This window comes from Acrocarpospora macrocephala (assembly GCF_009687865.1).
GTDB classification, from domain to species: domain Bacteria; phylum Actinomycetota; class Actinomycetes; order Streptosporangiales; family Streptosporangiaceae; genus Acrocarpospora; species Acrocarpospora macrocephala.
Genome location: NZ_BLAE01000064.1, coordinates 38,169 through 59,375, shown reverse-complemented (window position 1 = coordinate 59,375; position 21,207 = coordinate 38,169). Strand labels below are relative to the sequence as shown.

Annotated in this window: 16 protein-coding genes; 12 read left to right on the top strand and 4 right to left on the bottom strand. The window is 70.3% G+C overall.

Translation table 11 applies throughout. From position 1 onward, the window contains the following. Positions 1-22: 22 nt before the first annotated feature. The 7 genes from Amac_RS41475 (at position 23) to Amac_RS41445 (ending at position 7,426) form a co-directional block, all read left to right on the top strand. Entirely contained in the window at positions 23-682 is a 660-nt protein-coding gene (locus Amac_RS41475) for a GntR family transcriptional regulator (protein WP_155359915.1), read from the top strand. 99 nt (positions 683-781) lie between these two features. Beyond that, positions 782-2,710, top strand: a complete 1,929-nt coding sequence (locus Amac_RS41470; protein WP_155359914.1) for an ABC transporter permease — start codon at positions 782-784, stop codon at positions 2,708-2,710. Then, on the top strand, positions 2,710-3,459 hold the full coding sequence (locus tag Amac_RS41465) for an ABC transporter ATP-binding protein (RefSeq protein WP_155359978.1): 750 nt from the start codon (positions 2,710-2,712) through the stop codon (positions 3,457-3,459). Before Amac_RS41470 ends, Amac_RS41465 begins: the two co-directional genes overlap by 1 nt. After that, a complete protein-coding gene (locus Amac_RS41460) occupies positions 3,456-4,169 on the top strand; it encodes an ABC transporter ATP-binding protein (RefSeq protein ID WP_218041600.1) in 714 nt (237 codons plus the stop codon). The genes Amac_RS41465 and Amac_RS41460 overlap by 4 nt, the downstream gene beginning before the upstream one ends. Positions 4,170-4,232: 63 nt before the next feature. Next, positions 4,233-5,450, top strand: a complete 1,218-nt coding sequence (locus Amac_RS41455) for an ABC transporter substrate-binding protein (protein WP_170322926.1) — start codon at positions 4,233-4,235, stop codon at positions 5,448-5,450. A 74-nt stretch (positions 5,451-5,524) separates the two neighbouring features. Further along, the gene (locus Amac_RS41450; protein WP_155359912.1) at positions 5,525-6,334 is read left to right on the top strand and encodes an SDR family NAD(P)-dependent oxidoreductase; all 810 of its coding nucleotides are present in this window, start codon (positions 5,525-5,527) and stop codon (positions 6,332-6,334) included. 66 nt (positions 6,335-6,400) lie between these two features. Next, complete coding sequence (locus tag Amac_RS41445; protein WP_155359911.1) at positions 6,401-7,426, top strand: NADP-dependent oxidoreductase; 1,026 nt, start codon at positions 6,401-6,403, stop codon at positions 7,424-7,426. Between the two features lies 1 nt (position 7,427). Here the strand turns inward: Amac_RS41445 and Amac_RS56780 are convergent, their stop codons facing one another. Next, positions 7,428-7,700, bottom strand: coding sequence for a hypothetical protein (locus Amac_RS56780; RefSeq protein WP_246269051.1), 273 nt, complete (start codon positions 7,698-7,700; stop codon positions 7,428-7,430). Positions 7,701-7,733: 33 nt separating this feature from the next. Here Amac_RS56780 and Amac_RS41435 point away from each other — a divergent pair, with 33 nt between their 5' ends. The 3 genes from Amac_RS41435 to Amac_RS41430 all read left to right on the top strand — a co-directional run bounded on the left by Amac_RS41435 (position 7,734) and on the right by Amac_RS41430 (position 10,862). After that, on the top strand, positions 7,734-9,296 hold the full coding sequence (locus tag Amac_RS41435; RefSeq protein ID WP_507762649.1) for an MmpA family trehalose lipid delivery protein: 1,563 nt from the start codon (positions 7,734-7,736) through the stop codon (positions 9,294-9,296). Positions 9,297-9,433: 137 nt separating this feature from the next. Further along, entirely contained in the window at positions 9,434-9,565 is a 132-nt protein-coding gene (locus tag Amac_RS57550; protein ID WP_281356400.1) for a hypothetical protein, read from the top strand. A 139-nt stretch (positions 9,566-9,704) separates the two neighbouring features. Next, positions 9,705-10,862, top strand: coding sequence for a glycosyltransferase family 4 protein (locus Amac_RS41430; protein WP_246269044.1), 1,158 nt, complete (start codon positions 9,705-9,707; stop codon positions 10,860-10,862). A gap of 1 nt (position 10,863) precedes the next feature. Here Amac_RS41430 and Amac_RS41425 read toward each other — a convergent pair whose 3' ends face one another. Then, positions 10,864-11,601: a class I SAM-dependent methyltransferase gene (locus Amac_RS41425; protein ID WP_246269043.1), complete on the bottom strand. Its 738-nt coding sequence runs from the start codon at positions 11,599-11,601 to the stop codon at positions 10,864-10,866. Between the two features lie 129 nt (positions 11,602-11,730). On the opposite strand from Amac_RS41425, the gene Amac_RS41420 reads away from it, so the two are divergent. Next, positions 11,731-15,834, top strand: a complete 4,104-nt coding sequence (locus Amac_RS41420) for an alpha-(1->3)-arabinofuranosyltransferase domain-containing protein (protein WP_155359908.1) — start codon at positions 11,731-11,733, stop codon at positions 15,832-15,834. Further along, positions 15,831-17,579 (top strand): hypothetical protein, encoded by a 1,749-nt coding sequence (locus Amac_RS41415; protein WP_155359907.1) that lies wholly within the window; start codon positions 15,831-15,833, stop codon positions 17,577-17,579. The genes Amac_RS41420 and Amac_RS41415 overlap by 4 nt, the downstream gene beginning before the upstream one ends. Here Amac_RS41415 and Amac_RS41410 read toward each other — a convergent pair. Continuing rightward, complete coding sequence (locus Amac_RS41410) at positions 17,536-19,980, bottom strand: acyltransferase family protein (protein WP_170322924.1); 2,445 nt, start codon at positions 19,978-19,980, stop codon at positions 17,536-17,538. The genes Amac_RS41415 and Amac_RS41410 overlap by 44 nt on opposite strands. Then, positions 19,977-21,179 carry an acyltransferase family protein gene (locus tag Amac_RS41405; RefSeq protein ID WP_155359905.1) on the bottom strand — a complete coding sequence of 401 codons (1,203 nt, stop codon included), beginning with the start codon at positions 21,177-21,179 and terminating at the stop codon, positions 19,977-19,979. Before Amac_RS41405 ends, Amac_RS41410 begins: the two co-directional genes overlap by 4 nt. Between the last annotated feature and the right edge of the window lie 28 nt (positions 21,180-21,207).

Here is a 21,207-nt window from a genome sequence, read left to right as displayed (position 1 = left end):
CAACGGATCAACGGAGCAGCAGATGACGACAGAAATCGACGGGGTCGCAAGCCTGGACCTCGGTAGTGTTGAACGCGCCGTGCAGGCTCTTCGAGCTCTCATCGCCGGTCGTAAGCTGCTCCCCGGCGAGCAGTTGAAGCAAGAGGACCTCTCGCGCCTGACGCAGACCAGCCGAGGCACCCTCCGGGAGGCTCTCCAGGTGCTCGCCGTGGAGCGCCTGGTCTCCTACACCCGCAACCGCGGCTACACGGTCGCCAAGTTCGAGGCCGACGAGATGCGGCAGCTGTACGAGCTCCGCGACTTCGCCGAGCAACGGCTGCTGGAGTCGATCCCGACGACGGTCGGCGACGACGACATCGCCGTCCTGGTGGAGATCAACGACCAGATCAAGGCGTCCCTCGACCAGCCGCACGCGATTCTCACGCTCAACGACGAATTTCACCTCAAGATGTTCGAGCTCTCTCCGCTACAGATCATTGCCGAGGAAACGCGGCGCTGGTGGCACATGTCGACCGCCTACCGGGCCCTGTCGGTGACCACGTCGCCCGACCGGTCCCGGATCGCCTCGGACCACGACAGAATGATCGACGCTCTGAGGCGGGGTGACACCGCCGGTCTCGTGGCCATCGGCTACGAGCACAGGCACGACTCCCTGTACCGAATCATCCCCGCCATCAGCTGAAGCGCATGAGCACTTCACCGTGAGTATGGCACTGCCAGAGAACCAGACCGACTGGTCGGACGATCTCATCTCCGCAGTCCAACCAAGGGTGCAAACCGCATGGATATCTTGATACAGACGGTGTTCAACGGCGTCGTCGCGAGCGCTGTCTACTTCTTGATCGCAGCTGGGATCACGTTCGTCTTCGGGCTCACCAAGCTGATCAATTTCGCGCATGGCCAGTTCTTCGTGCTGGCGATGTTCGTCGCGTACGAGCTGACCCGCCTGGGCCTGAACTTCTTCGTGGCGGCGGCGGCCGCGATCGTCGTCGGGGCGCTCCTCGGGTACCTGAGCGAGCGGCTGCTCTTCCGGTTCACGTCGGCGAATCCGTACAACGGCCTGATCGTCGGCCTGGGCCTGCTGCTCGTCCTGGAAGCGGTGGCGCTCAAGATCTGGGGAGGTTTCCCGGTCCGGGTGCCGGCCTCGTTCAGCGGGGGTTTCGGGGTCGGGTCCTCCTTCTTCTCCTACAACCGCATCACCGTGCTGGCCATCGCGGTGGCGCTGGCCGCGGTGCTGTTCCGGCTGCTGAAGTCGTCCCGTCTTGGGCAGCAACTCCAGGCGGCCCACGAGAACCCGGTGGCGGCGGCGCACGTCGGCATCAACGTCGGCCGGATGGTCACCTACGCGTTCATCGTCGGCTCGGGGCTCGCGGGCCTGGGCGGCGTGCTGCTCGGAACGCTCCAGCCGATGAGCGCCTTCGACGGGCACGGCCTGATCATCAAGGGTTTCGCCGTGGCGCTGCTCGGCGGGCTCGGCAACCTGTCGGGCGCCATGAAGGCGAGCGTGCTCTACGGCGTCGGCGAGACGCTGGTCGCGTCCTACCTGATCCCGGACTTCGTCCCGATCTTCACCTACGGCGTCATCATCGTCGTGCTGGTGTTCCGGCCGGGCGGGCTGTTCGAGAAGGGGCAGGGGAGCGAGCAGACCTTCTCCCGCAACTCGATCGGGCGGATCCATCGGCAGCGCGACCTCACCCGCGGGGAGCGGCTGACCGTCCTGCTGGTCGCCCTGGCATGCGCTCCGATGCTGTTCGAACTCGCGCCCGACTCGCACGCGCAGGCGCTGCTCGTGGTCGCCGCCCTCTACGCCGTCCAGGTCTACGCGCTGTCCTACGTGTACGAGACCACCGGCATCCTGTCCATCGCCCAGGCCGGGCTGATGCTGGTCGGCGCGTACACGGGCGGCGTTCTGGCCATGCACCTCGGGCTCGGCTTCTGGTGGGCGCTGCTGGTCGCCGTCCCCGTGACGGCACTGTTCGGCGGGGCCCTGGGATTCATCGTCGCCCGGTGCACCGGCCACTACCTGCTGCTGACCACCCTCGCGTTCAGCGCGCTCCTCTACCAGGTGGCGTTGACCGCGCAGAGCCTGACGAACGGCGACAACGGCATCATCCTCGCCCAGGAGCTGCCCTCGTTCGGCCCGTTCGGGTTCGAGTCGCTCCGGGAGCAGTTCTACGTCATCGCGGTCGCGGCGGCGCTCGCCGTCGGCGGGCTCGCCATACTGCGCAGGACGCGGTATGGACGCCAGCTCCTGGCCATCCGCGAGAACGAGAGCCTCGCCCGTTCTCTCGGACTCCGGGTGGGCTTCCTGAAGACCACGATCTTCGCCCTCAGCGGCGTGGTGTCCGCGGTCGGCGGGGTGCTCTACCTCTACTCGCAGCGCGTCATCGCGCCCGCGTCCTTCGAGACGGCACTGAGCATCGAGATCGTGATCATGCTCGTGCTGGGCGGCCGGGGACTGCTCGGCCCCGCCATCGGAGCGGTGGTGTTCGTGGTCGTGCCGGAACTGCTCGGCCTGACCCCCATCGACCAGCAGCTGGTGTTCGGCGCCGGGCTCATCGCGGTGATCCTGCTGAGCCCGGACGGGTTCGTCCCCACCTTTCGCGCCGGCTACAACCGGCTGGTCCGGATGATCAGCCGCCGACCGGCGGAAACGTACAACATCGTCGATCCGGCCCCCCAGGTCGCGCCCCAGAAGGAGGTCGTGTGATGAGCGACGGAACACCGCTGCTCGAAGCTACCGGGCTCACCATGCACTACGGTGCCGTCAAGGCGTGCACCGACCTGGACGTCCAGATCAGGGGCGGCGAGATCCTGGGCATCATCGGCCCGAACGGATCGGGCAAGAGCACGCTCCTGAAGATGCTGGCCGGGCACCTGCGGCCCACCGCGGGCTCGATCCGCCTGCGCGGCTCGGACGTCACCCGGTGGAAGACCGACCGGCTGGCCCGCGCGGGACTGGTCATGACCTCGCAGAACCAGATGGTGTTCGGCGGTGTGTCCGTCCGCGAGGCGTTGCAGATCGGCGAAGCCTGCCGCCGCGACACCCGGAACGCCGGCCTCACCACCGCCCAGATCGTCGAGATGCTGCACCTCGGCGAGGTCCTCGACGACACCGTCGAAGAGCTGCCCCTCGGCTACCTGCGGCGGGTGGGCATCGCGCTCGCCATCGGGGTGCAGCCCGACATCCTGCTCCTCGACGAGCCCGCCGCGGGACTCAACGACGAGGAGACCGAGTCGCTGCGGGAGCTGATCCTGCGGCTCAGGGAAGCGGGTCTGACGGTGGGGATCGTCGACCACGACATGACGCTCATGGTGGCGCTGTGCGATCGCGTCATCGTGCTGGACGTCGGCCAGATCCTCGCCCAGGGCGAGCCGCACGACGTCATCAAGGATCCGGCGGTCATCGACGCCTACCTCGGTTCACCGCTCTCCTTCGACGCTGAGGAGGCCTCGTGACGGGCTCTCTCGAAATCGACTCCGTCTGGTCCGGCTACGGGGAGGCCATGGCGCTCAAGGGCGCCAGCCTCTCGGTGGAGCCCGGCTCGGTCGTCGCCCTGCTCGGGGCGAACGGCGCCGGGAAGAGCACGATGCTACGGACGATCACCGGGCAGGTCCGGCCCCGCAAGGGCAAGGTCCGGTTCGACGGGGAGGACCTCGTGGGGCTCCGCCCTGACCAGACCCTGGACCGGGGCATCGCCCACGTTCTGGAGGGCCGGCAGGTCTTCGCCACGATGACCGTACGGCAGAACCTGGAGCTCGGCGCGACCAAACGCGGCAGAGCCGAATGCGCCGAATCCATTGAGATGCTCTTCGAGCGGTTTCCGATCCTCCAGGAGAAGGAAGGCCAGCGCGCGGGACAACTCTCCGGGGGCCAGCAGCAGATGGTCGCCATCTCCCGCGCCTTCATGTCCCGCCCCCGTCTGCTCCTCCTCGACGAGCCATCCCTCGGCCTGGCCCCGGTGATGCTGCCCATCGTGGTGGAACTCGTGAACTGGGCACGTTCGGTGCTCGGCGCGTCGGTACTCATCGTCGAGCAGTACACGTCGCTGGCCCTGCGGGTCGCCTCATACGGCTACCTGCTCAAGAACGGCAGCATCGTGTTCGAGGGGAGGAGTGACGAGCTCAGCGCCGGGGACGCGCTGAAGAACGCCTACCTGAGCCACTGAATTGCGGCCCAGTCAACGGTCTCGGGGGTCTGAACAACCAAGTAAGTGAAAGAAGGAAGAGCAGTGCTGCGATTCGGGAAACTGGCCATTGCGGCCGCGGCGGGGAGCCTGGTGCTCTCTGCTTGTGGGACGAACAGCGACGAAGCCGCCTCCGGTGGCGACGTCATCCGAGTGGGAATTCTTGTGTCCCAGACCGGTCTGCAGGCGGCTGCCGGCAAGACCCACGTCGCGAGCGCCCAGCTCGGCGTCGACAAGGTGAACCAGGCCGGCGGCGTCGACGTCGGCGGCAAGAAGTACAAGCTGGAGCTCGTGGCCGGCGACGCCGCGACCGATCCCGCCAAGGCGAGCGCCGCCGCGCAGACCCTGCTGCGCGATGAGGGCGTGAAGTTCCTGCTGGGCACCGGCGACACCCCGACGCTGCTGGCGATCGAGCCGCTGCTCGTCAAGCAGAACATCCTGTGGATCGGCGGGTCGACCTACCTGGCCGGGCGGCTGGAGGAGACCAAGGCCTCGACCGGCTACGAGAACACGTTCGCGACCAATCCCAGCGCCGCGACGGCCTACTCGGCCGGGGTCAAGGGCGCCCTGCGCTTCATGCCCGAGCTCAAGACCGCCGCGGTCCTGTGGCCGGCCGGGTCCTCGCTCGACCCCTTCGCCAAGATGATCGAGACCTCCTTCGAGGAGCAGGGCATCAAGGTCGTCGACACGGTGCGATTCGACCCCGCCACGCAGGACTTCAGCGCCGTGATCACCCGCCTCAAGTCGAAGTCGCCGGACATCGTCTTCACGGGCACGTCGACGCCGTCGGTCTCCGCCATCGCCTCGCAGGCGGTGGACCTCGGCTCGCCGTTCAAGGCGATCATCGCCCAGGGCGTCACCTCCGGGATCGGCATGACCGGGGACAACGGCAACCCGCTGCCGTTCCCGTTCATGTACCTGGTCAACCGGGGCATCGACCCCAACGTGGGCACGCCGCAGGTCGAACAGTTCTACAAGGACTTCGCGGCGTCGAACGGCGGCCAGGAAGTCGCCAAGGACGCCACCCAGTACGCCTCGGAGTTCACCTCCCCGGTCCAGCTCCTCGCCGCCGCGATCCAGCAGGCCGGTACGGTCGACGACATCCCCGCCATCACGAAGGCGCTCGCCGGCGGCCTCAAGGTGGAGGCCCCGACCGGCGAGGCCGGCTTCAACGCGACGACGCACGTGCTCGAAGCGCCGATCGCGGTCTGCCGGGTCCTGGCGGGCAAGGGCAGCTGCGAAGCCATCGAAACCGCCAAGTAACGAACCCCCGCGGCCGGGTCGCGGACGAGCCTGCCCTCGTCCGCGGCGCGGCGGCCCGAATGGAGGGTCGGACGATGTCCATCGTCATCACCGGCGCCGCGAGCGGCATCGGCCGGGCGGTCGCCGAGCTCGCCGCCCGCCCCGGGGCCGAGCTCGTCCTGGCCGACCGGGACGCGGCCCGGCTCGACGAGACCGCGGAGCTCGTCCGCGCCCGGGGCGCCCGTGCGCTGCCCCTGGTCGTGGATCTGGCGACGCCCGAGGCGGCCGACGAGATCGTCGCCGCGGCGGCCGAAGAGTACGGGGCCATCGCCGCCGTGGTCAGCAACGCCGGCCTGATCGTCGGCGCGCCGCTCGCCGAGATGAGCGCCGATTCGTTCGATCTGTCCTTCGCCGTCAACGCCCGAGCCACCTGGCTGCTCGGCCGGGCGGCGTACCCCCTGCTCAAACGGAGTCGCGGCGCGCTCGTCGCCACCGCCTCGATGGCGGCCACGCATCCTACCCCCGGCACGGGCGCGTATTCGGCGAGCAAGGCGGCCGTGGTCATGCTCGTCAAGCAGATGGCGCTGGAGTGGGGGCCGGACGGGATCCGCTGCAACACGGTCTCGCCGGGGCCCACCCTGAGCGGCATGACCAAGGATGTCTTCGCCGACCTGGAGAGCTTTGAGCAGCGGGCGAACCGCGAGGCCCGCGAGGCCCACATTCCCCTGAGGAGAGTCGGAACCGCCGAGGACGTCGCCCGCGCGGTGCTGTTCCTCGCGGGCGACGACGCACGGCACATCACGGGCGTCGACCTCATGGTCGACGGTGGCCTGTCGACGGCCCTGATGCCGGCGGTCGGCGGTGGCACTGGCCACCCGGCGACGATGCGCGAACAGAGCGCCTGACGTGCCGAGCCGGACCGCTACCAGCTTCCGGTCCAGGACCATCAGGTACCAGTGGAGACGAGGGGAATGAGCACCCGGCCGATCACCACGCGGGAGATCCAGCTGGTCGCGTATCCCGACGGGCTTCCCGCCGAGAGCGACTTCGCTGTCGTCGAACGTGACCTGCCCGCGCTGCGGGACGGACAGCTGCTGGTCGGCAATCGGTGGGTGTCGATCGACCCGGCGCAACGGGTGCGGATGAATCCGGCCGCGGCCGGATATCTGCCGGCGTTCGCGCTCGGTGCCGTACCAGCGAGCTGGGCGGTCGGGATGGTCCTGGAGTCGCGCCTGGCCGGTTTCGAGGTCGGCGATCTCGTGCTCCACAACGCGGGCTGGCAGGAGCACTCGATCGTGAGCCTGGCGGGCGGCCGGAAGCCGCGCGTGGTCGTGCCCTCCGGCCGGATCCGGGAGGTCGACTTCCTCGGGCCCATGGGATGGCCGGGGTTGACCGCGTATGCCGGGCTCTTCGATGTCGGTGAACTCCGTCCGGGTGAGACCGTGTTCGTGTCCGGCGCGGTCGGCGGCGTGGGCAGCCTGGTCGTGCAGCTGGCGCGCCGGGCCGGAGCCCGCGTGATCGCCAGCGTGGGGAGCCGGGAGAAGGCCCGGTTCGCAGTCGAGGACCTGGGGGCTCACGAGGCGATCTGTTACCGCGACGGGGACATCCGGGATCTGCTGCCGGCCGTGGCGACGAAGGGGGTGGACGTGTACTTCGACAATGTCGGCGGTGACCATCTGGAGGCGGCCATCAGCGTGATGCGGCCCGGGGGAAGGGTCGCACTCTGCGGAGCCGTCTCCTCCTACAACTCGGCGGGGACACCGGGGCCGTCCAACCTGTTCCTGGCGACCGCCAAGGGCTTGACCCTGCGCGGCTTCCTGGCCTGGATGTACGAGCACCGGTTCGAACGGTCGAACGCCTACTTCGGTGGGCTCATCGATGAGGGCGGGCTCGTCTCGCCGCACACGATCATCGAGGGCCTGGACGACCTCGCGGGCGGCTTCATCGGCATGCTGAAGGGTTCCAACGTGGGCAAGGCGGTCGTTCGCGTCGGCTGACTCAGCTCGTGAGCACCGTGACGGATTCGGACACCGGGTCCGCCGGAATGAGGATCGCATGCATGCCGATGACGAGCCGTACCCGCTGAGAGAGCGTGTCCGGACTCGCGTACGAGGAACAGGAAGCAGCGCTCGGGGTCGGTTGCATCGCGGCACCGGTGTTCTCCGGCGCCGTGCCTGTCGCGGCGCTGTCGGTGGCGGTCCCGCGCGAACGGTTCCGGCCGACCCACCTGGCCCCGGCGGTGCGAACGGCCGCGCTCGGCCTGTCACGCACGCTGCGTCAGCTCCTGGAATATGATTCCGCGCAATGTCCAAGCGCGGAGGGTCAGAGACCCGGAGCCCGGAAAGCAGCGTCGAAAAGCAGCGCTCCCTGCTCGTACGGCTCTCGCCGGGCCTGCTCGGAGTGCTGCTCGGCGCGCTCGCTCTCGGCCCCGCTCTGGGCCCGGGGTTCGCCCTCCGGTACGACATGGTCTTCGTCCCGGATCCACCCATATTTCGTGATTTAGGGGGATTTCCTAGGGCGGTTCCCAGCGATCTGGTCGTGGCCGTGTTGTCGTACCCGATTCCGGCCATGGTGGTGCAGAAGCTGATCCTGGTCGGGATCTTCCTGCTGGCCGCGACCGGAGCGGCGGCGCTGATGCCCGCCGACCGGACGGCCGCCCGCCTGGTGGCCGCGGCCTTCTACGCCTGGAACCTGTACCTGGCCCAGCGGCTGCTGCTCGGCCAGTGGGCGCTCCTGCTGGGCTACGCCGGACTGCCGTGGGCCGTCCGCGCCGCCGCCCAAGGCGGGGTACGGCGGTTCGCGATCGCCCTGATTCCCGCGGCCGTGGGCGGATTCCAGGCCATGCTGGTCACCCTCCTCGCCGTGCTTCCGGTCACCGCCCGGCGCGCCGAGCGGTGGCGCGCGATCGGCGTCACCGGTACGGTCGCCGCCGTGCTCAGCCTGCCGTGGCTGATCCCGGCCCTGCGCTCGGGCGCGGCCACCGATCCGGCCGGGGTGGACGCCTTCGCCGCCCGCGCGGACGGCCCCTTCGGCGTCGTCGGCAGCCTGCTCTCGCTGGGCGGCATCTGGAACGCCGAGGCGGGCGTGCCGGGCCAGGGCTTCTGGGCGTCGGCGACCATCCGCCTCCTCGTCTCGGCCGTCGCCGTCTGGGGTTTCGTCCGGCTGCTCCGGCACGGCCGGCGCGATCCGGCGCTGTTCGGGCTCGCCGTGGCCGCCCTGCTCGGGCTGGCGATCGCCTGCCTCGGGGCTTTCGTGCCGGCGGTGCCGAAAGGCCTGATCAGCTGGTGGCCGGGCTTCGGGCCGCTCCGGGATGGGCAGGTGTACCTGGCGCCGCTGGCCCTGGTTCTGGCCCTCGGTCTCGCGTCGTTCGCCCGCGGCAGGATCGGCCTGGCGGCGGTCGCGGTGCCCGTGCTGGTGTTGCCGACACTGGCGATCGGGGCGTTCGGGCGGCTGGCGGCGGTCGACTATCCGGCCGAATGGCGGCAGGTGCAGCGGATCGTCAACGCGGATCCAGCGCCGGGCGCGCTGGTGTCGTTGCCGTGGCGGGCGCACCGGGTGTTCCGGTGGACGGGCGGCCGGGTCATCCTCGACCCGGCGACCAAGCTCTTCGCCCGCCGGGTGATCTGGAACGACACGCTGGTGGTCGAATCGCGGGAGCACGGGCCGATCCGGGTCACCGCCGAGGACCCGCTGACGCGCCGGGTGGGCGCGCTGCTCGCCGGGCCGGGACCGGCCGGGGCCCGGCTGGCCGCCGCCGGGATCCGCTACGTCCTCATCAGCGACGGCAACGAGAACGAGTTCCTGTTGAAGCTCCAGGATGCGACCCCGATTTTCCGTGGCGAGGGACTCCTCCTGCTGCGCCTGTGACTAGCAATGACACGAAATTTCGGGACATACCCAGCGGTAACTTTCTTTATCACGGTTTGGGGAAGGTCTCTGGCTATTACCTGGATCACGTTCTACTCTCGGCACACTGCGCGGCAACCCGCAGAAGGGAGAAGCCGGTGTTGAAGGTGCTCGTGGCTGTGGCGATCGGGGCTGTGCTCGCGGGCGTCGCCTCGGTGGCCGTCATCAATGTCGCCTCGCCAAGCTTGCAGCCGCCGGACAGGCCCCTCTACAACTACGGCACCCGCTGACCTTTCCCGTCCGCGCCGGAGATCCCCTTCAGGTCTGACCTTGGCGTGAGCCATGCCCGAAAGCACCGCTCCGGGAGGAGACGTTGTGGTACAAAACATGAGCAAGGCTCATATTAACCCTGGTTTATCGGGCGCTAGGGTGGCCATCCTGAACTTCCGCGAACCGCTGCAGTCCGTCGCGGGCGGCGCCGAGGAGTACGCCTGGCGGGTCGCCAGGCACCTGAGCGCCGCGGGCGCCCAGGTCTGGTTCGTCACCGCCCGCGAACCCGACCAGCCCAGATCCGAGGTACGGCACGGCGTCACGTTGCGCCGGATGGGCAACCGCTACACCCTCTACCCGCTCGCCGCGCTCTGGTTGCTGCTCCGCCGCCGCCGGCTCGACCTGGTCGTCGACTGCATGAACGGCATCCCGTTCTTCGCCCCCGCCGTGCTGCCCCGCCGTACCCCGGTGATCTCGCTCATCCACCACGTGCACGGCCGGCAGTTCTGGTCGTTCTTCCCGCCGTGGCTGGCGCGGATCGGATGTTTCGTCGAAGGGCCGGTGGCGCGGCGGCTCTACCGCCGGTGCCGGACGGTCACCGTGTCCGAATCGTCGATGCGCGACCTGCGCGAGCGGCTCGGCTGGACCGCGCCGATCCAGGTCATCCCGAACGGGGGCGCGACCGTCGGCGAGGGCGTGCGGCCCGATCCGGCGCTCGGCGAACCCGCGCTGGTCTTTCTGGGGCGGCTGGTCGGGCACAAGCGGGTGGCGCGCGTGGTCGAGCTGGCCGACCTGCTCGCCGACCGGTGGCCGGGGCTGCGGGTGCACGTCATCGGCCGGGGGCCGGAGTTCGAACCGCTCGCCCAAATGGTGGAAGCCCGCCGATTATCCGGAAAAGTCGTCTTGCATGGCCATCTGCCGGAAGAGGCGAAGATCCGCCTGCTCGGCGCGGCGACCCTGCACGTCACCGCCTCCGAATTCGAGGGCTGGGGCCTCACCGTGATCGAGGCCGCCGCCCTCGGCGTCCCGACCGTCGCGTACGGCGTGGCGGGCTTACGCGACTCCGTCCGGGACGGCGTGACAGGCTGGCTCGCGGCCGAAGGGGAACACCTGGCCGACGTGGTGGCCCGCGCGCTGAAGGAACTTTCCGAACCGTCGGCCCGGGCCGAGATCGGCGCCGCCTGCCGCGCCTGGGCGGGGGAGTTCACCTGGGAACGTACGGTCACCCTCATGGCGACCCTCGTCGAATCGGAACTGGCCGCGCGTTTCACGCCCGCGATCGTCCCCGAATCCCGGGTATCTCCGGAAATTTCATGATCTATCGGCGGCGCAGCACGAGCACCAGGTTCCAGGTCACGAACTCGCGAACCCCCGGAACTCTGGTCACCCACCACGCCCAGGATGGCAGGTACCGGGGCAGCACCGCGACCACGTCCGCCTGGGTCTGCCGCCGCGTCCAGCGGATCGCGGACGCGATCGACACCCCGAACATGCTCTCGCCGTACACGTTCTTGGGCGGCCGCCCATGACGGCGCTGGTAGCGGCGCGCGGCGCGATGCCCGCCCAGGTAGTGCCACGGCGAGGTCTCGTGCCCGCCCCACGGCGACAGCCAATTGGTGAACGACAGGTACACCAGCCCGCCCGGCCGGGTCACCCGCACCATCTCCCCGGCCATCAGGTACGGATCCGGAACGTGTTCCAGCACGTTGGACGAGAAGCAGACGTCCACCGTCCCGCTCCGCAGCGGCAGCCGCAACGCGCTGCCCAGGACGGATCCCGCCGGCATGACCCCGTTCCGCGCGGTCATCTCCCCGGCGTCCACGTCCACGCAGACGATCCGCGCCCCCGCGCCCCGCAACGCCTCGGCGAAATATCCGGCACCGCCCCCGACGTCCACCACGAGCTGCCCGTCCAGCGGGACGAAGGCACTCAGCTGGGCGACCGTGTCCCGCGCGAGCAGGCCGTAGAAGAACTCCGGATCGCTTTGCTCCTTGCGGAACGCGGCGAACAGCCGTACCGACCGGGCGAGGTCGGCGCGGAAGGGCGGGATGTCCACGGCGGGCAGCTTACTGGTACCTGTTTCAGGCGCCGATGGGCGTTCCGTCACAATTCGGGGAACGACCTGGCTCTTGACTGGAACGAGTTCTAGCCTCGGGGCTACTCGCGCGCGACTCGGAGGAGATTCTTGATCGTTCCGGAGCAGGCCGACTCCCGGTTCCGCCGCCGGTCGCGCCTGCTCGCCTCCTGCCTCGCGCTCTTCGTGATCGCCTTCTCGGTCGCCCCCGAGAGGATCATCTCGGAGACCAAGCTGGACATGCCGATCAATCCATGGGGTTTCCTGACCCGGGCCCTCACCCTCTGGGACAGCACCCATTTCGGATATATCCAGAACCAGGCCTACGGCTACCTCTTCCCGATGGGCCCCTTCTACGTGGCCGGCACCGAGCTCGGCCTGCCGCCATGGGTGCTGCAACGCCTCTGGATGGCCCTGGTCCTCAGTGCCGCCTTTCTCGGCATCGTGCTCCTCGCCGACGCGCTCGGCATCGGCTCCGCCAACACCCGCGTCATCGCCGGGTTCGCCTACGCCCTCGCCCCCCACGCGCAGGCCCTGATCGGCGTCAACTCCTCCGAGTTCCTGCCCAGCGCGCTCGTCCCCTGGATGCTGATCCCGCTGGTCAGGGGAGCCCGGGAGGGGGCGAGCCCGCGCCGGGCCGCCGCGCTCTCCGCGCTCGCGATCGCGAGCTGCGGCGGCGTCAACGCCACCGCCGAGCTGGCCGTCCTGATCATCCCGTTCCTCTACCTGCTCACCCGCGGCCGGGGCCCGCGCCGCACTCGCCTGCTGCTGTGGTGGCTCGGCTGCACCGCCGCCGCCTCCTTCTGGTGGCTGGTGCCGCTGGCCATCCTGGGGCGCCACGCCTTCTCGTTCATGCCGTACACCGAGAACGCCGCCGCCACCACCGGCGTGACCTCGCTCGGCAACACCCTGCGCGGCGCCAACAACTGGATCGGCTACCTGCCCATCGACGGCCTGCCCTGGTGGCCGGCCGCCTACGAGCACTCGGTCCGCCCGTGGCTGGTGGTGCTCACCGCGCTGGTGGCCGGTCTCGGCCTGGTCGGCCTGGTACGGCGCGGCCTCCCGGAACGCGCCTTCCTGATCCTGCTCGTGCTGGCCGGGACGGCGATCATGGTCACCGGCCACCTCAGCGTGATCGCCAACCCGCTGGCCGGGAACCTGCGCGACCTCTTCGACGGCACCCTGGCGGTGTTCCGGAACGTCCACAAGTTCGACGCCCTGGTCCGGCTGCCGGTGGCGCTGGGTCTTGCGTACCTGCCGGTCTCCGCCGTGCCCCGGTTCAGGGCGCCGATCGCGGCGACCTCGTCCGTGCTGCTCGGCGTCACGTTCCTGCCGATCGCGACGGTGGGGCTGGCCGCCCGCGGGTCGTACCAGGAAATTCCCGGATACTGGCGGGAGGCGGCGACCTGGCTGAACCAGAACGCGGGCGACTCGATGGTGCTGGCGCAGCCGGGCGCGCGGTGGGGGGAGTACCTGTGGGGCCGCCCGATGGACGAGCCCCTGCAACCCCTGCTGAAAGCGCGCTGGGCCAGCCGGATGATCGTGCCGTGGGGGTCGGCGGGCCTGACCCGGCTGCTGGACGCGATCGACCAGCGTTTCGCCACCGGGCAGGGGTCGGCGGGCCTGGCCGAGGTCCTGCGCCGGATGGGGGTCGGCTATGTCCTGGTCCGCAATGATCTGGATAAGTTCTCCATCCGGGGGGCCTGGCCGCCACGCGTGCACGAGGCGGTCGCCGAGTCCGGGCTCACCCTGGTCAAGAGCTTCGGCCCGGTGGTCGGCGACCCGAAGACCGCGAACGCGACCACCTGGTTCAACCAGCCGTCCCAGGCGCTGGAGGTCTACCGGGTCGACCGCCCGGCACCGCTCGCCGCGACCCTCAACGGTGACCCGCTCCGGGTCACCGGCGGGCCCGAGGCCCTGCTCACCCTGGCCGACCTGGGGTTGCTCGCGGACGGGCGGCCGGTGCTGCTCGGTGACGACCCCGGTGCCGCGGCGGTGCCCGGAAGCCGGACGATCGTCACCGACACGCTGCGCCGCCGCGAGGTGGCCTTCAGCGAGCTGCGCTTCGCGAACTCCCCGACGCTCACCGCCGGCGAGGAGTTCCGGCGCCCGGCCGCCGAGCACGACCTGCTCGATCCCGGCTGGGACTCCTACACCTCCCCGGCCCGCCTGGCCGGGATCAAGGCGATCACCGCGTCCTCGTCGGCCTCCGACGTGACCGCGCTGCCGGACACCCGGGACACCGGCAACCTGCCGTTCGCGGCCGTGGACGGTGACGCCCGTACGTCGTGGCGGTCCGGCGGGTGGGACGGCGCGGTCGGCGAGTGGCTTCAGGTGGACCTGGTCAGGAAGTTGTCGATCCCGCAGCTGGCGGTGGCCTTCACCCAGTTCGTCGGGCCCGCCGTGACCGAGATCGAGGTGGAGACCTCGGCCGGGAAGGTCCGGCAGACGCTGAAGAACACCGGCGCCGCCCAGCTCGTGCACGTTCCGCCGGGAGCGACCGATCGGGTGCGGATCACCGTGACCCGGGTCGCCTGGCGGCCGAAGTCGAACCTCGGCAGCCGGGTGGGCATCACCGAGCTGGCCATTCCCGGTGTGGTCGCCGGGCGGACCGTGCTGGTGCCGGGGGTGGCCGCCAACCGGGTGATTCCGACGTACGTGCTGGGGGGCAGCACCGGGGCGGCGCCCGGGTGCATGCAGGGGTCGTTCATCTGGACCTGTTCCGGTCAGTTGCAGATGCGCGGCGAGGACGGGTTCGGCTTCGACCGTACGATCACCTCGCCCGCCTCCGCGCTCAGGGAGGCGGTCGGGCAGACCGTGCTCACAGAGCCGCACGCGATCGAGACCGCGACCACGTTCCCGAACATCTACCCGCACGTCTCGGCCTCCTCGACGCTCGTCGACCACCCGGCCGCGGTCGGCCTGTCCGCCTTCGACGGCGACCCCAAGACCATCTGGTACGCGGGAGCCTTCGACGCCAAGCCCACCCTGACCATCGATTTCGGCAAGCGACGCAAGATCGACCAGATCGAGATCACGTATCCGGAGACGATCACCGGGGCCGCGCCCATGCAGCTGCTGGTCTGGGCGGACAAGGCGCTGCGCGGCGGGTACGTGCCGGCGGACGGCGTCTTCCGGTTCAAGCCGGTCACCACCAGGAAGGTGGTGCTCCAGTTCCTGCCGCGGCGCAGCCAGGCCGTGCACATCGCCGACATCCGCATCCCGGGGGTGAGCCCGGCGGGCGTGCTGGGGTCGTTCCCGGTCCGGACGATCTGCGGGGTGGGGCCGGCGTTGTCGGTCAACGGGTATCCCGTAGCGACCCGGATCGTCGGCGGCACGGTGGCCGACCTGATCAGCGGGCGGCCGCTGACCTTCGCCAGCTGCCAGAAGTGGACGCTGGCGGCGGGGGAGAACCGTATCAGGGTGGCCGCGCGGGACCCTTATCGCATTCTGTCGATGGCCATTAAGGATCCGCTGGACCGCCCTCTGCCTCCCGTCATGCCCACCTCCGTCGTCACCGAGAAGTGGACGGGCGGTGAGCGGGCGTTCTGGCCGCGGACCGACGAACCCGGCTACCTGGTGGTCAACGAGAACTTCAATGGCGCGTGGCGGGCCAGGCTGGGTGACACCGAGCTGACCTCCGTCCGCCTCGATGGTTGGCGGCAGGCGTGGATCCTGCCACCGGGAGCGTCCGCCCATCGGGTCACGCTCGAGTACCCGCCGGATACGAGCTACCGCGCCGCGCTGGTGGTCGGGTTCCTGCTGGTGATGGTGCTGGTGGCGCTGGCCAGGTGGCGGCGGCCGGTGGTGGCGATCCCGGCGGCTGTCCCCGCCGGGGTGACCGCCCGCGCGGCAGCCGGGCTGGCCGTCGTGGTCGGGGTTTGGACGGGCGGGCTGTTCGGGTTGCTGCTGGTGCTAGGCACGCACGCCCTGGTCGTGGGCCTGCGGCGGGCACCAGCGCTCCGCGCGTCCAGGGTCGTCGATTCGCCCCTCCTGGTGGCGGTCTTCCTCGGGCTGGCCGGTCTGTCGGCCGGGCTCGGCCACTACCTCGCCTCGCTCGGCCAGGAGGCACCGGCCGAGGTGCTCCGGGATGTCGTGGCCCAGTTGCTCTGCCTGCCGGTGCTGGGGCGGCTGGTGGCCGGGCTGCTGGAGCCGGAGGAACTCCCTGTGCCGGAACCCGAAGAGGTTCCTGCCCTGGCGGGAGTGCGCACATGACCCAGACCGAGATCCGGCCCGCCGTCCTCACAGGTTCCCGGCTGCCCGTCCTGGTGGGCGTCGTGCTGGTGGCCGTGCAGCTTGGGTGGCGGGCGCCCGGAGTGCTGCGGTCGTTCTTCCGCGAGGACGACTTCGTCCTGATCGTCAGGGCGCATGAGCAGGATCTCGGATGGAGCTATCTGTTCACGCCGCTGGGCGGGCGGCTGACGCCAGGCGGGCTGCTGCTGGGATGGTTCCCGGCCCGCGCGGACGCCTACGACTGGACAGTCGTCGCGGTCATCATGCTGGTGGTGCAGGCGCTGGTGTCGCTGGCGGTCTTGCGCATGCTGGTCGTCATCTTCGGACGGCGTCCGGCGATTCTGGGACCCTTTGTGATCTTCCTGGTGACGCCGCTCACGTTGCCAGTCCTGACCTGGTGGTCGGCGTCGTTGTCCGCGCTGGTCCCGCAGCTGGCGGTGGCCATGGCCGTCGCCTCGCACGTGCTGTGGGAGAGGACAGGACGACGGGTGCACGCGATAGCCGCCGTGTCCTGGGTGGTCGCGGGCGCGCTGTTCTCCCTGTCCGTCGCGATGGTGCCCGTCCTGCTGTTCGTGCTATCCCGCGTCTACCTGCGACTACGGCGTGCGCCTGTCCTGTGGACCCTGTACGGATTCGTGGTGACCGTCAGCGTCGTCGCACGCCTGGCGACATCGGGGTGGCACGCGCCGGACCCGGCCACCGGCGTCAGGTTCCTCTGGCGGCTGATCGGCCAGACCTTCGCGACCGGCCTGATCGGCGGGCCGGGCCGGTGGTACTTCGGGCGGCCGGACCACGGGATCGCGTTACCCGCCCCCGCGCTCGTAGTGGCCGCATGGATCGTCATCCTGATCGTCGTCGCGGTCACCGTGCGGGCGCGCGCGAACGCGGCCGCCGCATGGCTGATGCTGCTCGGATACGTCCTGGCCGCCGGAGCCCTCCCCGCGCTGCTCGGTTCGGTGGCCTCGGTGGGGGAGATCCTCGGCGCGCAGACCGAACTGCTGGCGGGAACCGCTCCCGTCGTCGCGCTCTGCCTCGGCCTGGCGACGCTGGGACCGGACCCCTGGCCGCGCCTGCCCAGGCTGGGCGCCGTGGTCGCGATCGCCGGAGTGGTGGCGCTGGCCGTGTGGTCGTCGTCGGCGTACACGGGAAACATCCGGACCCAACCGGCCCGCGACTACCTGGCCACGGCCGCCGCCGAGCTGGCGCGAACGCCGTCAAGCGTGCAGATCTACGACACGCCGGTGCCCCGGCAGCTGATGTCGAGCTGGTTCGGGGACTACCGGATGACCTCCCGGGTGCTCGGGCCGCTGGCCGGTCCGGACCTGCGGGACGCGATGCGCCGCCCGGCCCCCGCCGCCGACCCGATGGTCTTCGACCGGACCGGACGGCTCCGCCCGATGACGCTCACCACCGTGGTCGCCGCCGCGCCGACCTCGACGCCCGCCTGCTACCGGCTGGTCGCCGGCCGGATCGACATCCCGCTCGCCCACGACCTGCCGCCCAGGAAGTACACGGTGGCCTTCTCCTACACCGCGACCCGCGCCGCCCTCGCCACCTTCTCCCTCGGCGGCGCCCGCGTGCCGATCAGCCTGGACCGGGGCAGCGGCGTGCGTTACCTCCAGGCGGTCGGCGGCGGCCCGGCGGTCCGGATCTCCGGGATCACCGCCGGCGCCGGGGTGTGCGTCAGCGGGATACGGATCGGGTCACCGGCGCCGCGTCCGCAGTGATCGCCCGGCCGAGCTGGTGGAAGGGCTGCTCGATCAGGTGGTGGGTGAGGGCCGCCAGGGCCAGCGTGCCCGCCGCGGCGACGACCAGGACCGTCGCGAAGCCGCCGCCCAAGGACGCCTCGTTGCCGGTCAGCTCGTAGTAGCCGTAGATGACGACGAACTGCCACAGGAAGATCCCGTACGAGATGCGTCCCAGGTAGCGGACGACCGGGTTGCCGAAGACGAGGTGGGTCAGCCCCCGGCGGCCGGTGCTGAACGCCGAGGGCGCCACCAGGAAGAGGCCGACCACCGCCCACAGGACGGCTTTCGTGGTGCCTTCGGTGGCGGGGAGCGCGCCCAGGTGCATGGGCCCGGTCAGCGGAGTGCTGCCGACGGCGAAGGCGATCGCCGCGAGCGCCCAGGACAGGGCGGGTCGCCCGGCCACAGCCGCGCAGAACGACCGCGCCCGCTCGTCCGTCGCGGCCCAGGCCGACCCGATGGCCAGCGCCATGCCGGCCCCGAACCACAGGAAATACCGGGGGAGCAGCATGTTGAACTCGGGCGGCATGCCGGGCTGGTGCGCGACCACCGTCCAGATGACCGAAATCACGCCGAGCGCGCCGACTCCGGCCAGGAGCGCCAGCGCGCGCGTCCCGGTCGCCGCCCCTCTCCTGGCGACACTGCTCCTGGCGAACCCGGCCAGCGCGGCGGCGATGAGCGGCAGGGCCAGATAGAAGGCCACTTCGACGGAGAGCGACCACATCTGCTCCAGGCCGCGGCCTTCGGTGCCGCCCCACCACGAGCCGACGTCATAGATCTGGAGCAACAACAGCCATTTCGCCCAGACCCACTGGGAGGCGTTGTAGCCGGAGTTGAAGAAGATCATCGCGATGACGGCCACCAGCCAGTAGGCGGGCAGGATGCGGAACGCCCGCCGCCACAGGTAGGCGGTGGTCTCCGGGCTGTTTCCGGCGTCCAGGGCGGCGCGGGCCCAGGGCCGGTACAACAACAACCCGGACAGGGTGAAGAAGATCGCCACACCGACGTCCCCGCGCGACACCGCCCACGCGCCCCAGCCTTCGGTCAGCCCGGTCTTGCCGCCGACGTGGTAGACGAGCACTGCCAGAGCGGCGAGGGCCCGGATTCCGTCCAGCGCGTCCTGATGGGCATCCTGACGAGCGACGTCCCGCTGCCGCGGCCGCCTAGGTGGCTTAACCGATATTTCCCGTTTTTTCGTGACTGGTTCTGGCGGTGCGGCCGCCCGAGGTTCGGCCGGGCGTCCAAGGAGGGGCCGCTCCACCAGGTAGTAGGTGGCCGCCGCCAGCGCCACCGTGCCCAGCAGCGACAATCCCAGCACCGTCAGAAAATTTCCTCCGAAGTACGGCAGTCCGGTGACCCGGAAGACCGCCTCCATCACCACGAACTGCCACAGGAAGATGCCGAAGGACACCTGCCCGAGAAAGCGCATCGGCCCGCTGCCGAGCACCCGGTTGACCCCGGTCCGCCCGGCCGGCTGGCAGGCCACCGGCAGCACCACCAGCAGCGTGATCAGCGTGTGCAGCAGCAGCCGGAGCTCCTCGTCCCGCAACCCCGTGAACGGATCCCCAAACCGCCCGGCCACCGGCGTCATCAGCAGCCAGTACGCCGCAGCAGCCGTGACCAGCAGCGTCCCGGCCGCCGAAGCCGCCGTGTCCCGCGCCGCGCGCGCCCGGAGCCCGCCGGGCGAGTCGGCCTCCGCCCAGGTCAGCAGGGTGGCGATCGCCATGCCCAGGGCGAAGAAGACCAGGTAGTGCGGTAACAGGAACTGGATCCAGAACACCCGTTCCGGCACGTGCATGAAGATCGCATAAACGAACGAGGTGGCGCCGAGACCGCCCAGCGCGGCGAGCAGCCGTACCGCGCGGGAATCGGTGGTGCCCGACCGGATGAAGCGGCGGGCCGCCCACGCGAGCAGCGGAAGCACCAGGTAGAAGGCGGCCTCGACGGCCAGGCTCCACATCTGGCCGAGCGCGGTCGGGCCGAGCCCGCCGTTCGGCCAGCCGGGGTCGGGGTCGTAGACCTGGACCAGCAGCAGCATCTGGATCCACTGGCGGGCCGTGTACCCGGTCGATTCGGCGAGCATCGTCATCGCCACCACGACGGTGATCCAGTACGCGGGCAGGATGCGCAACGCCCGCCGCCACAGATATTTCCGCACGGCGGGCCGGGGCTCCGCCAGCAGGATCTCCCGCGCCCACGGCCGGAAAAGCAGCAGCCCGGACAGCGCGAAGAAGATCGACACAGCCACGTCCAGCCGCGCGACGACCGCGCCCGGCACCCCGCCGGTCATCGTGAAGTTGGTCATCGCCGCCACGTGGAACACCAGGATGCCGAGCGCGGCGAGCGCCCGGAGCCCGCTGATCGCGTCGATCCGCCGCGTCACGCGCGCTTCCCGAACCCGCGCGCGGGCTTCTCCACCAGCTGGTACGTCACCCACGCGAGCACCACACTCACCGCCAGCACAACGAAGAACACCGGAAAGAACTGCTGATCGAGGTACGCCCGCCCGCTGATGTCGTAGTACGCCCAGACCACGATGATCTGCCACGCGAACACCCCGTACGACAGGTTGGCCAGCCACCGCATCGCCCGGTTGCCGAGCAGCACGGTCACCCAGGTCCGCCCGGGCGGTTGCAGGGCCACCGGCGCGACGATCAGGAACGCCATCACCGCGTACGCGACCAGCCGGAACATGTCGGGGAGCAGGTCGGGGGCGAGTGACTGCGGGGTCTTCGGCCCGCCGAGCGGGGTCGCGGCCAGGCCGAACACCATCGCGGCGAGCACGAAGCAGGTGCCCGCGTTGGCGGCGATCTCGGCGCCCCAGCGGCGGACCCGTTCGGCGCCGGGGGAGTCGGCCCTGGCCCAGACGGCGAGCACGCAGGTCGCCATGCCCACGGCGAACCACGGGAAGAAGCGCGGGAGCCACCATTCCATGCGCATGGTGTAGACGGGGTGGTGCACGGCGTACATGTAGGCGAAGGACGTCAGGGACAGCGCGGCGAGCAGGATGAGCAGGCGTTTCGCCCGGGTGTCGACGGACGCGCCGCCCGCGCGCGCGGCCCGGCCGAGGGCGGCGGCCAGCAGGGGGAGGAGCAGGTAGAAGCTGACGTCGATGGAGAGCGTCCACATCTGCTGGAGGCCGATGGGGGCCAGCTGGACCACCGGCCACCACGGGGTGGGGTCGAAGACGTACACCAGGAGGAGCACTTCGGCCCAGTCCCAGACGGTCTTCGCGGCGTCGAGGTTGAAGGCGACCAGCGCGGTGATCGCGACCACCCAGTAGAGCGGGAAGATGCGCAGGACCCGGCGGGTCAGGTAGACCCGGGTGCCGGGGGGTTCCGCGGCGGTCAGGAGGTGTTTGACCCAGGGGCGGTAGAGGAGCAGGCCGGAGATGGCGAAGAAGACCGCCACGCGGGCCTCGCCCCGGGAGAGCAGCCAGGCCAGCGGGCCGTCGCCGTACTGCAGGCCGGTGATGCCGGCGATGTGGAAGACCAGGACCGCCAGGGCGGCGAGCACGCGAAGGCCGTCGACCGCGTTCAGCCGGGTGTCCGGGGTGGTCGCGGTGGGCTGGTCGACGTGCATCAGGCGCCTGGCCAGGGGTGCGGCGGAA

Coding starts and splice junctions, on each gene's coding strand:
- Amac_RS41435 (WP_507762649.1), top strand. CDS start 7,734: ATGTCCAAGCGCGGAGGGTCAGAGACCCGGAGCCCGGAAAGCAGCGTC.
- Amac_RS41415 (WP_155359907.1), top strand. CDS start 15,831: ATGACCCAGACCGAGATCCGGCCCGCCGTCCTCACAGGTTCCCGGCTG.
- Amac_RS41470 (WP_155359914.1), top strand. CDS start 782: ATGGATATCTTGATACAGACGGTGTTCAACGGCGTCGTCGCGAGCGCT.
- Amac_RS41450 (WP_155359912.1), top strand. CDS start 5,525: ATGTCCATCGTCATCACCGGCGCCGCGAGCGGCATCGGCCGGGCGGTC.
- Amac_RS41465 (WP_155359978.1), top strand. CDS start 2,710: ATGAGCGACGGAACACCGCTGCTCGAAGCTACCGGGCTCACCATGCAC.
- Amac_RS41405 (WP_155359905.1), bottom strand. CDS start 21,179: ATGCACGTCGACCAGCCCACCGCGACCACCCCGGACACCCGGCTGAAC.
- Amac_RS41445 (WP_155359911.1), top strand. CDS start 6,401: ATGAGCACCCGGCCGATCACCACGCGGGAGATCCAGCTGGTCGCGTAT.
- Amac_RS41475 (WP_155359915.1), top strand. CDS start 23: ATGACGACAGAAATCGACGGGGTCGCAAGCCTGGACCTCGGTAGTGTT.